The organism is Lysinibacillus sp. FW12, assembly GCF_050817245.1.
Taxonomy (GTDB): domain Bacteria; phylum Bacillota; class Bacilli; order Bacillales_A; family Planococcaceae; genus Lysinibacillus; species Lysinibacillus irui.
This window is the reverse complement of sequence record NZ_CP139094.1, coordinates 3,972,962-3,987,345: the sequence shown is the minus strand read 5'-3', so window position 1 is coordinate 3,987,345 and position 14,384 is coordinate 3,972,962. Positions and strand designations below refer to the sequence as shown.

General features: G+C 36.9%; 15 protein-coding genes and 1 other annotated feature. Of the genes, 10 read left to right on the top strand and 5 right to left on the bottom strand.

The window, feature by feature from the left end; genetic code table 11:
* Window positions 1–7 precede the first annotated feature (7 nt).
* The 3 genes from SJW71_RS20605 to SJW71_RS20595 all read left to right on the top strand — a co-directional run bounded on the left by SJW71_RS20605 (window position 8) and on the right by SJW71_RS20595 (window position 2,547).
* Window positions 8–946, top strand: a complete 939-nt coding sequence (locus SJW71_RS20605) for a beta-ketoacyl-ACP synthase III (RefSeq protein ID WP_313469404.1) — start codon at window positions 8–10, stop codon at window positions 944–946.
* 30 nt (window positions 947–976) lie between these two features.
* Window positions 977–2,218 carry a beta-ketoacyl-ACP synthase II gene (fabF, locus tag SJW71_RS20600; protein ID WP_431811440.1) on the top strand — a complete coding sequence of 414 codons (1,242 nt, stop codon included), beginning with the start codon at window positions 977–979 and terminating at the stop codon, window positions 2,216–2,218.
* A gap of 107 nt (window positions 2,219–2,325) precedes the next feature.
* A complete protein-coding gene (locus SJW71_RS20595) occupies window positions 2,326–2,547 on the top strand; it encodes a hypothetical protein (RefSeq protein ID WP_274795692.1) in 222 nt (73 codons plus the stop codon).
* Between the two features lie 4 nt (window positions 2,548–2,551).
* On the opposite strand, the gene trpS is transcribed toward SJW71_RS20595, so the two are convergent.
* The gene (gene trpS, locus SJW71_RS20590) at window positions 2,552–3,541 is read right to left on the bottom strand and encodes a tryptophan--tRNA ligase (RefSeq protein ID WP_274795693.1); all 990 of its coding nucleotides are present in this window, start codon (window positions 3,539–3,541) and stop codon (window positions 2,552–2,554) included.
* A gap of 117 nt (window positions 3,542–3,658) precedes the next feature.
* Window positions 3,659–3,880, bottom strand: a binding site (T-box leader).
* A gap of 489 nt (window positions 3,881–4,369) precedes the next feature.
* Between trpS and spxA the strand changes: the two genes are divergently transcribed.
* The 4 genes from spxA to pepF all read left to right on the top strand — a co-directional run bounded on the left by spxA (window position 4,370) and on the right by pepF (window position 9,041).
* Window positions 4,370–4,765: a transcriptional regulator SpxA gene (spxA, locus tag SJW71_RS20585; protein ID WP_025116803.1), complete on the top strand. Its 396-nt coding sequence runs from the start codon at window positions 4,370–4,372 to the stop codon at window positions 4,763–4,765.
* Between the two features lie 435 nt (window positions 4,766–5,200).
* Window positions 5,201–5,869 (top strand): adaptor protein MecA, encoded by a 669-nt coding sequence (gene mecA, locus SJW71_RS20580; RefSeq protein ID WP_274795694.1) that lies wholly within the window; start codon window positions 5,201–5,203, stop codon window positions 5,867–5,869.
* 181 nt (window positions 5,870–6,050) lie between these two features.
* On the top strand, window positions 6,051–7,172 hold the full coding sequence (locus SJW71_RS20575) for a competence protein CoiA (protein WP_431811439.1): 1,122 nt from the start codon (window positions 6,051–6,053) through the stop codon (window positions 7,170–7,172).
* Window positions 7,173–7,223: 51 nt separating this feature from the next.
* A complete protein-coding gene (gene pepF / locus SJW71_RS20570; protein ID WP_431811438.1) occupies window positions 7,224–9,041 on the top strand; it encodes an oligoendopeptidase F in 1,818 nt (605 codons plus the stop codon).
* A 395-nt stretch (window positions 9,042–9,436) separates the two neighbouring features.
* Here the strand turns inward: pepF and SJW71_RS20565 are convergent, their stop codons facing one another.
* The 4 genes from SJW71_RS20565 to SJW71_RS20550 all read right to left on the bottom strand — a co-directional run bounded on the left by SJW71_RS20565 (window position 9,437) and on the right by SJW71_RS20550 (window position 12,357).
* Window positions 9,437–10,246: a DsbA family protein gene (locus SJW71_RS20565; RefSeq protein WP_312504833.1), complete on the bottom strand. Its 810-nt coding sequence runs from the start codon at window positions 10,244–10,246 to the stop codon at window positions 9,437–9,439.
* On the bottom strand, window positions 10,239–10,646 hold the full coding sequence (locus SJW71_RS20560) for a hemoglobin (RefSeq protein ID WP_012292959.1): 408 nt from the start codon (window positions 10,644–10,646) through the stop codon (window positions 10,239–10,241). The genes SJW71_RS20565 and SJW71_RS20560 overlap by 8 nt, the downstream gene beginning before the upstream one ends.
* 308 nt (window positions 10,647–10,954) lie before the next feature.
* Entirely contained in the window at window positions 10,955–11,737 is a 783-nt protein-coding gene (locus SJW71_RS20555) for a lytic transglycosylase domain-containing protein (RefSeq protein WP_312504830.1), read from the bottom strand.
* A gap of 32 nt (window positions 11,738–11,769) precedes the next feature.
* Window positions 11,770–12,357 (bottom strand): CYTH domain-containing protein, encoded by a 588-nt coding sequence (locus SJW71_RS20550; protein ID WP_274795699.1) that lies wholly within the window; start codon window positions 12,355–12,357, stop codon window positions 11,770–11,772.
* Between the two features lie 126 nt (window positions 12,358–12,483).
* On the opposite strand from SJW71_RS20550, the gene SJW71_RS20545 reads away from it, so the two are divergent.
* From SJW71_RS20545 to SJW71_RS20535, 3 genes are read left to right on the top strand one after another with little or no spacing between them, the layout of a single operon-like run.
* Window positions 12,484–12,867 carry a hypothetical protein gene (locus tag SJW71_RS20545; RefSeq protein ID WP_274795700.1) on the top strand — a complete coding sequence of 128 codons (384 nt, stop codon included), beginning with the start codon at window positions 12,484–12,486 and terminating at the stop codon, window positions 12,865–12,867.
* A 54-nt stretch (window positions 12,868–12,921) separates the two neighbouring features.
* Complete coding sequence (locus tag SJW71_RS20540) at window positions 12,922–13,593, top strand: GTP pyrophosphokinase (RefSeq protein WP_274795701.1); 672 nt, start codon at window positions 12,922–12,924, stop codon at window positions 13,591–13,593.
* Complete coding sequence (locus tag SJW71_RS20535) at window positions 13,590–14,384, top strand: NAD kinase (RefSeq protein WP_274795702.1); 795 nt, start codon at window positions 13,590–13,592, stop codon at window positions 14,382–14,384. Before SJW71_RS20540 ends, SJW71_RS20535 begins: the two co-directional genes overlap by 4 nt.

Below are 14,384 nucleotides of genomic sequence, written 5' to 3'. Positions count from 1 at the left end.
TTGCTATATGAACGCAGGTATTATAGGAATAGGCAAATATGTTCCTGAGAAGGTCGTTACAAATTTTGATTTGGAAAAAATAATGGATACTTCGGATGAATGGATTCGTACTCGAACAGGCATTGAAGAACGTCATTTTGCGGCAGATGATCAGGAAACTTCAGATTTAGCAGTAGCTGCTGCTAAAGAAGCTATTGCAAAAGCGGGTATTACGCCTGAGGAAATTGGTTTAATACTTGTAGCAACTGTAACACAGGATCAAACTTTTCCAAGTGTAGCATGTATGGTTCAGGAACAACTCGGTGCAGTGAACGCTGCGGCGATGGATCAAGCTGCAGCATGTGCAGGATTTATATATAGCTTAGTGACAGCGAAGCACTTTGTAGAGGCAAATGCTTATAAATATGTCTTAGTAGTAGGTGTTGAAAAGCTGTCGAAAGTCATTGACTGGAACGATCGCAATACGGCTGTATTATTCGGTGATGGTGCGAGTGCAGCTATTGTTGGACCAGTATCTGAAGGCAGAGGTATTTTATCATTTGAACTTGGTGCTGATGGTACAGGCGGCAAGAATCTTTATTTAACAAAGCAAGACACGATTGCGATGAACGGTCGTGAAGTGTTTAAATTTGCTGTTCGTCAAATGGGTGAATCAGCGGTTAATGTGTTAGATAAAGCAGGATTAACAAAAGAAGACGTTGATTTTTTAGTGCCGCATCAGGCAAATATACGTATTATGGAATCTGCTCGTGAGCGATTAGAGCTACCACCAGAAAAAATGTCAAAAACGATTCATAAATACGGAAATACTTCCGCAGCTTCTATTGGTATTTCCTTGGTAGATGAGCTCGAAGCAGGTAAGATAAAAGAGGATGATTTATTAGTCCTTGTTGGTTTTGGTGGCGGCTTAACATGGGGTGCCGTAGCCATGAGATGGGGAAAATAAGAAGGAAAAATGCTTGAGGGGAGTAAGACAATGAGTAAACGACGAGTAGTAATTACAGGAATTGGCGCAGTTACACCACTAGGAAATAGCATCGAAGAAACATGGGCAAACATTAAAGCTGGTAAATCTGGTATTGGTGAGCTAACACGTTTAAATAAAGATCTTTTTGCAGCAAAAATTGCAGCAGAAGTGAAAGATTTTGATATTGAAAAATATATTGATCGTAAAGAAGCTCGTAAAATGGATCGTTTTACGCACTACGCGTTAGCGGCTTCAATTATGGCAATGGAAGATGCACAGCTAACAATTGATGAAGAGCTAGCTCCTCGTGCAGGTGTATGGATTGGCTCTGGAATCGGTGGTATGGAAACTTATGAACAGCAGTTTTTAACGTTCCAAGAGCGTGGCGCTAGACGTGTTAGTCCATTCTTCATTCCAATGATGATTCCTGATATGGCTTCAGGTCAAGTATCCATCTATTTTGGTGCGAAGGGTATTAACTCTTGTTCTGTAACGGCATGTGCTTCAGGAACAAACTCAATTGGTGATGCTTTCAAAGTAATCGAACGTGGAGATGCGGATGTTATGATTTCAGGTGGTGCTGAATCACCAATCGTAACAATGGCAGTAGCAGGCTTCTGTGCCAATACTGCTTTATCATTAAATCAAGATCCACAGGCTGCATGCCGTCCATTTGATAAAAACCGTGATGGTTTTATTATTGGAGAAGGTGCCGGTATTGTCATTTTAGAAGAATATGAACATGCAAAAGCTCGTGGTGCTAAAATCTATGCTGAAGTTTTAGGTTATGGTGCAACAGGAGATGCTCACCATATTACAGCTCCTGCTCCAGAGGGAGAGGGCGCAGCACGTGCGATGATGCAAGCATTGGAAGATGGTGGAGTAGAGCCATCACAAGTTGATTATATTAATGCGCATGGCACTAGTACGCCATATAATGACTTATTTGAAACGCAAGCCGTTAAAACTGCTTTTGGTGAGCATGCTTATAAGCTAGCGATGAGCTCAACAAAATCTATGACAGGTCACTTATTAGGTGCAGCTGGTGGTGTGGAAGCTATTTTCACAGCATTAGCCCTTAAAGAAGGTATATTACCGCCAACAATCAATTTAATGGATCCAGATCCTGAATGTGATTTAGATTATGTTCCAAATGAAGCGAGAGAAGCAACGATTCAATATGCAATGAGTAATTCTCTTGGTTTTGGTGGTCACAATGCAAGTCTTCTATTCAAAAAATATGAAGCATAATATCTAAACTAGAAAAAACGTCAGCCAAATTTAAACGGCTGACGTCTTTTTTTATAGTTTTGTGAATACATGATAAGTAAGAAGAAATAGAAAGGATGCCTCTACTTATGTTTCGTCTCTTTTTATTTTTAGTAAGCTATGGCTTAATGATCCTCTCTGTAGGGAATCTCATATTGTATTTAAATTACCGTACGCTAGGTTATTCCTGGAAGGTTGTTTTTAAATTTATTTTTCAAACAACGGAATTTTATATGGCGATAGGGGCCTGCATCATCATATGCGCTGTCGTTCTTGATTTAGGCTTTGATCGTTCCACTGATAAGCTTTAAATTGTTAGCGACGCGCACGGCCTAAGCCCATTGCTTCTTCCATACGTTTTAAAGTGGCACTTGCAATGGCATTTGCTTTTGCTGCACCTTCATCTAGAATGGCATCTAATTCAGATGACTCTACTAAATGATAGAACTTTTCTTGAATAGGAGTTAGGTGTTCAATAACCGCTGTTGCAACACCTTGCTTGAATCCACCATAACCAATGCCTTCATATTTTTTCACTAAGTCATCAATAGATACACCTGAAATAGCTGATTCGATTGTCAATAAATTTGAAACGCCTGGTTTATTTTCCACATCAAATGCTACAACACCGTCTGAATCCGTAACAGCTGATTTGATTTTTTTCTCAATTTCTTTCGCTGTATCAAGTAAGCGGATTGTTGCCTTTGTATTTGGATCCGATTTACTCATCTTTTTTGTTGGCTCTTGTAGTGATTTAATACGAGCGCCTGCTTTTGGTAATTGAATTTCTGGAATCGTTAGGACATCCCCGTAACGTTTGTTAAAGCGTTCTGCTAGGTCACGTGTTAATTCAATATGTTGTTTCTGGTCATCGCCGACAGGAACAATGTTTGTATTATAAAGTAGAATGTCTGCAGCCATTAACGGTGGGTATGTTAAAAGAGCGGCAGAGACGCTTTCCTTACCGTGTGACTTATCTTTAAATTGTGTCATACGTTCAAGCTCCCCAATTGAAGCCACACATTGTAACATCCATCCTGCCTGAGCGTGTGCAGGTACCTCTGATTGAATGAATAATGTAGATTTTTTAGGATCAATGCCAGTAGCGATATAGGTAGCTGCTAGCTTGCGAATGCTTTCGCGTAATTCCTTTGGATCTTGTGCCACAGTAATTGCATGCTGGTCAACGATGCAATAAATAGCGTTTCCTTCATCTTGTAATGCAGGGAATTGCTTAAATGCCCCTAAATAGTTCCCTAATGTTACGATTCCTGTAGGCTGTACGCCAGAAAAAATAGTTGTCATGAAAATTTCCTCCTCGAATTCAAGTTCCGCGGCTTTTAGCCAGCGGCGTAACTTTCATCATTAAACCGATTGATGAAAATAAAAAAACATCATGCGTCCTCATTAGATTTTTTCTAAAGAAGGGACGAATGATGTTTGAATCCGCGGTACCACCCAGCTTGCCTAAAAAGGCCACTCTGCTTCGTAACGTGAAGTGACGAGCTTTGCTAGTTGCTCAAGTAGCGTTCACAAAGCTAACTCGGAAGTCCATTCCACATGCCTCCACGATCTGTTTGCAGCGACCACAGACTCTCTAAACGTGAAATATGCATATGTACTACTCTTCGTCAGCGTTTTTCTCAATTCAAATTGTTTAAATTGATTTTATTGCAATGAATTATATTATAAAGATTCCATTGTGTAAAGTCAGACTTTTGACTGTGTTTTTTTTCATAAAAAAATTATATGCTTTTTCTGTTGTGTAATAATGTTATAAATTTATACTTTTTTATTAAAAATATGTTTCGCTGTACACACCAAATTGACAATTTTCTCGTTTAATTTTTATAAATGAGAACAACTAAGATACAAGCCTAGATGTTTAAAATGCATTGAAAGTGGGAATGTTAATAGTAGCACATAAGATAGTAGAAAATACGCTACATTAAAAGATGTATAAAAAGAAAGAATATTTAGTTGTGGGTTCAGTCTTTTTTTATTGGAACTATATTCAAATACAGCGGAGTACTGTATAATGGTACTGTGTATTTTACTTTACATTAATTCTAATTTAACACTCTGGTTCTGGTTTTAGATAATAATTTCGAAATGAAAGGATGTGTCAGAATGATCGTAACCCTATTTACATCACCAAGTTGTACCTCTTGTCGTAAAGCGAAAGCTTGGTTAGAGGAGCACGAAATTCCATATACAGAACGTAATATATTTTCTGAGCCACTAAGTATTAGTGAAATTAAAAAAATTTTACGTATGACTGAAGACGGGACAGATGAAATTATTTCTACTCGTTCAAAAATATTCCAAAAATTAAATGTAGATGTTGAAAGTTTACCACTACAACGTTTATATGAATTAATTCAGGAGTATCCTGGTTTATTACGCCGACCAATCATTTTGGATGAAAAACGTCTCCAAGTTGGCTATAATGAAGATGAAATTCGTCGCTTCCTACCTCGTAAAGTTCGAGCATATCAGCTTCAAGAAGCGCAGCGAATGGTGAATTAAAACTATCCATTTTGAATAATATATGTAGTAGATGTTACAAATGTGGAATGCATGTTGTGACATCTATTTTTTTATGTTTTACTTATGTAAAACCTTCTATATGAAGTATAATAATTAATAGGAAAAGTCATATATTTCCGTTAAAGTATGTTAAACTTGATTTAAGTTAAATAGTTTACTACAATTTCAATAATTCAAATATCTTCTGTGAAACGGTGTATATCCTTTTCATTTTATGACAGAACAGCATACAATAGAGTTAGAGACAACTGTGAACAAAATAATCGATGTTTACGGTGTACTCGATGGTTTAACTGTAGTGTGGTCAAAGGTTGAAAAACAAATGCGGTATGAAGGTTAAAAACAAAGAATAAAAGCATACTAATGAAACAAAACTGTTTTTCGACATATGACAGTGAAGGGAGATGAGGTCTAGTGGACATCGAACGTGTAAATGAAAATACACTCAAGCTCTTTATTACGTACAATGATATAGAGGATCGCGGCTATAGTCGTGAAGAGATTTGGTACAATCGAGCAAAGGGTGAACAACTTTTTTGGGATATGATTGATGAAGTAAACACGGAGGATTATTTTGATGTAGAGGGTCCGATTTGGATTCATATCAATGCATCTGAAGTTGGCTTAGAAATCATTGTCACACGTGCACATATTTTAAAAGACGGTGAAACATTAGATGGTCATTCGAATTTTGATGAACACAAAGATATGTTTGCACCATTCGATGAAGTTGGGGAAGATCTTCTTAGCCAGCTAACTCAATTTGGTGACATGGATGAGTCAGAATTATTTATGGATACAGACATTTATGTTTATAAATTTAAAGATATTGATGAGTTAATCCCTGTCGCAAAACGAATGACAGACGAATTAGTGGATTCCTCATTATTCAAATATGAAGATTGGTACTATTTAGTTGTTGATTTTGGTAATGCAGATGAGGAGTTAAATCGTCATGATAGAAATGCGGTCATCAAAGAATTTTTAACACCATCCAATTTCACAATTCATCGTCTAGAGGAGTACGGTGAAAAGATAATGGAATTTAATTGCTTTGAAACAATCCGAAAATATTTTGCTTAAGCAGTGGATTACCTGATTTGTTAGACTGCAGTGAAACTCGTTCATGATCGAGTTTCACTGCAGTCCTTTTTTTATCCTTATAAATTTTTAGACCGCATTTCTTTAATTTCAAGAAAAACAGCTTATTTCTTTGTGATAGCCATTCCTCTCTACTATAGTTGGCTAAAAAGGAGCTGATTCGATGCTTATTGCTTATAACAATCAACAGCAACTATTTCTCCCATATCAATATACGAGGAAAGCTTTACAGCGATATAGGCGACAGATGAAATTTTTTTGTCCACAGTGTCTTGAACCTGTTCAATTGAAAATAGGTCACTCTAAAATTCCACATTTTGCCCACCTCACAAATAATAAATGTTCACAATTATTTTCAGAAGGGGAATCTAAGTTACATCTACAAGGTAAAATTCAAATATATGAATGGTTAAAAAAGCTTAAATATAAAGTGAAACTGGAGCCATTTTTAAATAAGCTTTCTCAGCGTCCAGATATACTTGTTACAATGGATGACAAGCATTTTGCTTTTGAATATCAATGTAGTACAATCCCCCACGAAATATGGGACCGACGAACAGAGGGTTATGAAAAAAATGGCATACAAGCAATTTGGCTTTTTCAAACTCCTCAAAGCAAAGATACTTTAAGTGGTATATGCAAAATTAAAATTCCTCCTTTGCTGCAAAAAGCGTTTATCTTGGACGCAGAAGAATTACCTTATTTAATAACCTATAACGCTAAGACAGCACATTTTATTTATTGGACGAATCTTCTTCCTATTCATGGGCATACTTTCATAGGCAAAGTACAAGTAATTCCAATCGATCAACAGCTCTTCCCTTTTTATCTACCCAAGCGTATTACCCAAGCAGAATTTCAACAATATTGGCAGTTGTATAAACATGCTTGTAGACAGTTTGCATACGGACGCCTTTTACATAGCAAAAAGGGTACGCAAGATTCGTTTTTACGGACCTGCTATGAGTTAAAGCTTTCTTTAACTGCTATGCCTTCTTACATTGGAATACCAGTAAAAGAAGGAGCAGCAATCTCTTTGTTTACAAGTGAATGGCAGACGATGCTGTTGCACTTTAGTAAACGACTAGGCATGCAGTCATATGAATTAGATAGGGACCTTATTCAGCAATTTTTAAGGGAGCACCAAATAGAAAGGACGGAACAGGCAATTAACGCTGTTCAGCATTACGGCCACTTCCTAAAAAACATAAAGCAAGGAAATCATTCGCAAGATATTTATAAGCAAGTGTATGCACATTTATTTGCAATTGTCGCAATATATTGAGAAAATATGAGAGTAAAAGGAAAAAAGCACATATTAAGGGGGCTGGCATACTTGGCTAGTAATAGTAATAAAGTTTTGGTAAGAAATGAAGTACCAGAAGAATTAACTTGGCGTTTAGAGGACATCTTTGCAACTGATGCAGCTTGGGAAGAGGAGTTTAAGGAGGTTGCAGAGCTTGCTAAACAAGCATCTAGCTATGCAGGTACTTTAAACAATGGAGCAGAGGCATTATTAGCGGCTTTACAGTATCACGATCATCTTTATGGACGTGCCATGAAGCTCTACACATATGCTCACATGCGTTACGATCAGGATACGGCAAATGGCTTTTATCAAGATATGAATAGCCGTATTCAAACATTGGCAACTAGTATCTCAGCTGGCCTAGCGTTTTTAACACCAGAGATTCTGTCTTTAAGTGAAGAAACAATTGAAAGCTATCTAGCAGAAAATCAAGATTTACAATTATATAAGCAATTTTTAAAAGAAATTACCATGGCACGTCCACATGTACTACCAGCTGAACAAGAGGCATTGCTAGCTCAAATGTCTGAGGTTACTGGTACAGCTTCCAATGCATTCGGCATGTTAAATAATGCCGATATGGTTTTCCCTCATGTGAAAAATGAAGAGGGCGAAGAGGTACAGCTTACACATGGTAACTATATCAAGTTTTTGGAGAGCAAGGATCGCTCTGTACGTGAGGGTGCGTTTAAAGCCATGTACGAAACTTATGGTAAATTTAAAAATACGTTTTCAGCCACATTAACTGGTAATGTAAAGAAGCATAATGTAAATGCTCGTATTCGTCATTATGATTCTGCTCGCCATGCAGCGATGTCTAATAACTTCATTCCAGAAAATGTTTATGATCAGTTAATTGAAACGATTCATAAGCATTTACCAGCAATGCAACGTTATATTTCATTGCGTAAGAAGTTATTAGGTGTGGATGAATTGCATATGTGGGATTTATTTGCTCCTCTTGTTAAAGAAGTGGAAATGAAGGTTACTTATGATGAGGCGAAAGATATTTTAGTGAAAGCATTAGCACCATTAGGTGAGGAATATCAAAGCATCGTCCAAAACGGCTTGGATAATCGTTGGGTAGATGTTTTAGAGAATAAAGGTAAACGAAGTGGAGCCTATTCATCAGGTGCATATGGTACGAATCCGTATATTTTAATGAATTGGCAAGACAATGTAAATAATCTATTTACATTAGCACATGAATTTGGCCATAGTGTTCATAGTTATTATTCACGAAACAATCAGCCATTTGTATATGGAGACTATTCAATCTTTGTGGCAGAGGTTGCTTCTACATGTAATGAGGAGCTATTGAATGACTATTTACTGAAAACAATTGATGATCCTCAACAAAAGATATACTTACTAAATCATTGGTTAGATGGTTTTAGAAGTACGGTATTCAGACAAACAATGTTTGCGGAGTTCGAACATCTTATTCACCAAATGGATAAAAATGGTGAGTCATTAACGGCAGATCGTTTAACTGAAGTTTATTATGAATTAAACAAAAAGTACTTTGGTGATGATATTGTTGTGGATGAGGAAATTGGTTTAGAGTGGGCACGTATTCCACACTTCTACTATAATTACTATGTATATCAATATGCGACGGGTAAATCAGCCGCTACAGCGTTAAGTAAACAAATTTTAGAGGAGGGTCAACCAGCTGTAGAACGTTATATTAATAACTTCTTAAAAGCAGGATGCTCTGATTTCCCAATTGAAGTACTAAAGGCTGCAGGTGTAGATATGAACGTTGCTAAGCCAATTGACGATGCATGTAAGGTTTTTGAAGAGCGTTTAACTGAATTGGAAAAATTATTGTTAAATAATTAATTAAAAGGACTGTAGGAATATTCCTATAGTCCTTTTTTAGTTATTGTCAGTGTAATTTGAAATAAAAGAATAATGATTTTTTTTGATTTATAAACAGTTTAAAAGTGTGCATGTTGGATAAATACTGTTTGTAATCGCTTTCTATTTGACAAATTTGTGAATCTACTATTAGTTTCATTGCTAAATATATTATTCCATGATAGAGTAATTCTTGTGAAATAAATCACAAAACAAACATACACCCCTTTGTTTGAACGTGAACATTTCTCCCATCCCCTTTGTGAAAAAGAAGCGTCTCTATCGGTCGAGGATAGAGGCGCTTCTTTGTTTTTTGAGTAATTAAAAGCAACAGGGACCCCATTATAAATTAGTGGAGTCCCTTGTTGCTTATTGTATTATTTAAGACGCCATAACGTAGCGTGAGTTGTCTGAATTCGTTCAAGTTTTTGTTGTAGCATGCGTTTCTTTAGTTCACGCTCTGCTGCTTGCTCTGTTAATGAATAGATAAAAGCTATTTCATTTGTAGAAAGAGTATGGAATTTAGAAAATAAGTCCTCTATTGATGGTAATGGCTGGCGTACAAGTTGTTCGCTCAGCATTTCTTGTAAAATATGTTCATAAACTTCATAGGAATAGCTGCCACTAACTTTAAGCCCCTCATCTTCAATACATTCATTGAAAAATACGATGCTTGGCACTTCGTCAACTTCCATTTCACGTTTAATATATAAATCGCATTGGAAGGCTCGGGCTGCTTCCTTTGAGCCAAAGTCTACAGTGAACTCATTCATATCAAGCTGAACATCCTCTGCAATTTTTAAAAGAGTAGCATAGGAGTTTACATCTTGATGGCTTAATAAAACATATTCTTGTAGTTTCGATAAATAGCGTGCACCTGCACGTTTTCCCTGTAATTCAGCTGCTTTAATCGCAATAGAAGGTAACACAGGGTGATTAATATCAAGTTCGATTCCTGAAATACAACCTTTGACACGCTTACTTAAGCAGTTTAATGAAGTAAGCTCTGTGCTTAAAACATAGCGCCATGTAAAATAATGGTTGTATTCAAGCTGTAATTTACGAAGAGTCGCTTGCATACTGAAAGCTTCAGGGCAAAGTGGATCTACGAAAATATACAATTCAATTGGCTTATTAGCAGTAGAAATCGTTGGCGTCGGATCTTGTAGCATTTGAATATTATTCACGTAACAATTCCCCCTCATCGTCATTAGGCGTATTAACCATGTGATGAGCTGTTAATACTAAACGTTGATAATAAGTTTCACGGAACTTCCCTTCCAAACCTACCTCATCCATTGCTTCTGACATACACTCTAGCCAAGCTTGAGCGCGGTCAGGTGTAATCGGAAAATTCATGTGACGTGCACGCATCATTGGATGTCCATGTTCTTCAGTAAAAAGATTGGGTCCACCTAAATACTGTGTTTGAAATTGAATTTGCTTACGGGCTGTCTCTGTCAAATCCTTTGGAAAGATTGGAATAAGATCAGGATGCTGAGCAACTCTTTTATAGAACGCATGAATAAGTTCTTCCAGTTTTTCAGCTCCCAGCTCCTCATAAGGAACAGTGTATTTTCGACTCATAAGTTATATGCTCCTTTAATTCTTTATATCGTAAAGTATCATTTTTTCTGATCCAACAAATGTTTTTGTACCTAATGCGAAGCGTCAGGCACAGAAGACTATGAATGCTTGTTTTATCAGCGAGGCAAATTGATATACTTCGTCATCAGTAAAATGTGAATTTCTTGTGACTACCTTCATTCTATCAACGTCTTTTCGTTAACACAAACAAAGAGCTCTTTCGAATTGTTGTTCGCTAAAAAAGCACAAATTTCACCACAGAGGGTGAAATTTGTTGGAAAAGGCATAGAGAACAGGGAATATGCGGTTTACACCGTAAAGTAATTCATCACTTTTTTGACATAATTCTGTGTTTCCTTGAAAGGAGGGATACCTCCATATTTTGTAACACGTGATGCGCCAGCATTGTAGGCAGCTAATGCAAGTGTAGGATCATTATTAAATTTATCTAGCATTTGACGCAAATATTTCGCTCCAGCCATAATATTTTGTTCTGGGTCAAAAGCGTTTGTCACGCCTAAATATTGAGCAGTTGTAGGCATTAATTGCATTAAGCCTTGTGCTCCCGCATGGCTTACTACGGTTGGATTAAAATTAGATTCTTGTTTTATAACAGCTGCAATAAGCTTTGCAGGTACTTGATAAGTAGCAGCTGCTTTTTCAATAATAGCGGCATACTGATTAGCTCCTGCTAGTGAATTGGCATAAGCGGTAGAGCCTATTACATCATCCGAAACATAGGAATCAAGCTTTTTACTAGTAGAGGTGTTAGCTAATGCATGTTTGACAGATTCAGGGATAAAAACAGCATTAGAGCCTTGGTAAAGCAATGATTCCAATGGACTTGATTCGGACGTATTTGCTAGCATTGCCAGCTGATTGACGAAATCTGAATTATTAGCTGTCCCTGTTGCAAGCAAGCTAGATAATTTGGCATTGCTTGCAGTCGAGGCATCTCCTAATAACTCATTGATCATGTCAGAAAAAATAGAATTATTGTCAGTCAGGTTGTTTGGTGATGAATTTTCAGCAGCGCCAAGTGTTTGCAATGCTTGAATTTCTAGTAAAGATTTTAGTGATTGAATATCCAAGGAGTTAGTCACCTTCCGTTATATTTATACTATTATGAATTTTGTGCTTGTAGGGCCTTCATAAAGCGCGCTATTTTTTTATCTGTAGCTTGTTTTTTAATTCCGTATTGTTGTAAAAATTCGTCGAAAATTGTATTTCCTTTTATTGCATCTTTTGCTTCATATTCTACCTCATAATCGTCACACTGCAAATAGTAAGAATGGTCAAAAACGAGAAGTCCCTCTTTATAAGGAATTTCGACACGATCCGTAGTGAGAGAACCAAAAACCTGTAATTGTTCCAAAGGAATTTGATAGAAGTCCAATCTTTTAGCTACCTCTATGGCGTAAAACCCTTTACCATCTAGCATTTGCTGTGCTTGTGCTGCTGTAAGTTCATCCGTCGTTTCAAGATGAGCGTGCTCGGCATTTTTCTCTTTGAGGGTACATTCATAATAATCCCCAATTTGTCTAATACGCAGTCCACTCTGTAGTTTGCGAATAGCCTGAGTAGGTGTGTCAAAATAATGATTTGTTTGTCGATGAATAGCATTTTGACTTATGTGGAAGTCTTCTAATAACTGCTCATATTGTTGTTTTGTTAATAGATTTTTAAATTCAATTTCAATCTCTTGTGTCATTTATATTCACCTATTTATTTTTTTATTTTTCATTCGTTGTTTCGCTTGAATTAATATTTACACACTGCAACTATTTACCCTGTGTGATAAAATAAGAGGAAGAGTACAACGAAAAGGGGAACCGCAGTGCGTAAAATTTATACAATAGAAACATCGAATTTTGAACAAGATCAACTTCATTTTAGTTTAAACGACAATGAAGTAAATTTACAGTTAAAACCTGCTGGACAACTCATTGCAGATTCAGATGACTTTGCATTTATTTATTTACTTGATGCAGGTGAAGACTATCATTACTTGCGTTTTCCGCCGAGTAGTTGGGAGAATCTTGTACATATTTTACAAAAAAAGAAAAATCCAATACTACGAATAGGGAAAGAAACGATTGAACTGACAAATTTTTACGAAGAATTGGAAATGCTCGTGTATAATATTGAAGGAAATTTCAATTACGGGGCAGAATTTGTCCAAGCGGTGGAACAACACTTCAAGACAATTCTCGCTGAATAGAAAGACAAAACGAACAGACGGTGATGTTCGACCGAATGTCGGGAGGTTTTTACAATGGGACAATGGGAAATATTTTTAAGTCCTTATAAACAAGCAGTAGACGAATTAAAAGTAAAATTAAAGGGCATGCGTTCTCAATTTGGAATTGTGAATGCCAATTCTCCAATTGAATTTGTAACTGGACGTGTAAAGCCCTTAGCAAGTATATATGATAAAACGTTAGAAAAAGGATTAGCTTTTGAACCTTCTAAACAACTTGGTGATGAACTTGGCGATATTGCTGGCCTTCGTATTATGTGTCAATTCGTTGATGATATTGCAACGGTAACAGAGCTTATTCGTCAGAGGAAAGATATGCGTGTAGTAGAAGAACGTGATTATATTACACATAATAAACCAAGTGGGTATCGCTCTTATCATATGATTGTTGAATACCCGGTTGAAACGATTCAAGGGAAAAAAGTAGTATTAGCTGAAATTCAAATACGAACATTGGCCATGAATTTCTGGGCATCTATTGAGCATTCTTTAAATTATAAATATAAGGGCATGTTCCCAGAGGAAATTAAAAACCGCCTGCAAAGTGCAGCAGAGGCAGCATTTCGATTGGATGAGGAAATGTCATCAATTCGTAGTGAAATTCAAGAGGCACAGGCTTACTTTAGTGAATACAAAGAGGCATCGAATCCTAATTTACTATCGGAGAAGGAGCGTGACGCACAATGAAGTTTTCGATACAATCACGTAGAGATGCACAATCCAATGAGCTAATGGAGCTAGCTAAAACCTATTTACAGGACTTTGGCTTAACATATGATGAGGAAACACCAGAAATCGTAGTTTCTATTGGAGGAGACGGTACGCTGTTGCATGCCTTTCATCGATATTCTCATTTATTAGATCAAGTAGCCTTTGTAGGTATTCATACGGGTCATTTAGGGTTTTATGCGGATTGGAAGCCATCAGAGTTAGAAAAGTTAGTTTTGTCCATTGCTAAAAAAGACTTTAATGTTGTAGAGTATCCACTGCTAGAAGTAAAGGTAGAGCATCATAATGCTGAATCCAACACGTATCTTGCTTTAAATGAAGCAACAGTCAAATCGCCAGATGTAACACTTGTTATGGATGTCGAACTCAACGGTAATCAGTTTGAGCGTTTCCGTGGAGATGGTCTTTGTGTGTCAACTCCTTCTGGTAGTACAGCTTATAATAAAGCGCTCGGTGGGGCGATTATCCATCCTACGTTAGCGGCACTGCAGATCACAGAAATTGCGTCGATTAATAATCGTGTGTTTCGGACTGTTGGTTCACCATTAATTTTACCAGCGCATCATCATTGTGTCTTACGTCCAGTAAATGATCAGAATTTTAATATGACCGTTGATCATTTACAAATTACACAAGGTGATGTGAAGGCCATTGTATTTAATGTAGCAAATGAAAGAGTACGCTTTGCTCGTTTCCGCCCCTTCCCATTTTGGGAACGTGTGCATGAGTCCTTCGTCGCGAATGAGTAA

Excerpts from the sequence above, each read along its gene's own strand:
- SJW71_RS20605 (WP_313469404.1), top strand. The coding sequence starts at position 8 with ATGAACGCAGGTATTATAGGAATAGGCAAATATGTTCCTGAGAAGGTC.
- fabF (WP_431811440.1), top strand. The coding sequence starts at position 977 with ATGAGTAAACGACGAGTAGTAATTACAGGAATTGGCGCAGTTACACCA.
- SJW71_RS20595 (WP_274795692.1), top strand. The coding sequence starts at position 2,326 with ATGTTTCGTCTCTTTTTATTTTTAGTAAGCTATGGCTTAATGATCCTC.
- trpS (WP_274795693.1), bottom strand. The coding sequence starts at position 3,541 with ATGACAACTATTTTTTCTGGCGTACAGCCTACAGGAATCGTAACATTA.
- SJW71_RS20575 (WP_431811439.1), top strand. The coding sequence starts at position 6,051 with ATGCTTATTGCTTATAACAATCAACAGCAACTATTTCTCCCATATCAA.
- SJW71_RS20560 (WP_012292959.1), bottom strand. The coding sequence starts at position 10,646 with ATGAGTCGAAAATACACTGTTCCTTATGAGGAGCTGGGAGCTGAAAAA.
- SJW71_RS20550 (WP_274795699.1), bottom strand. The coding sequence starts at position 12,357 with ATGACACAAGAGATTGAAATTGAATTTAAAAATCTATTAACAAAACAA.
- SJW71_RS20540 (WP_274795701.1), top strand. The coding sequence starts at position 12,922 with ATGGGACAATGGGAAATATTTTTAAGTCCTTATAAACAAGCAGTAGAC.
- SJW71_RS20535 (WP_274795702.1), top strand. The coding sequence starts at position 13,590 with ATGAAGTTTTCGATACAATCACGTAGAGATGCACAATCCAATGAGCTA.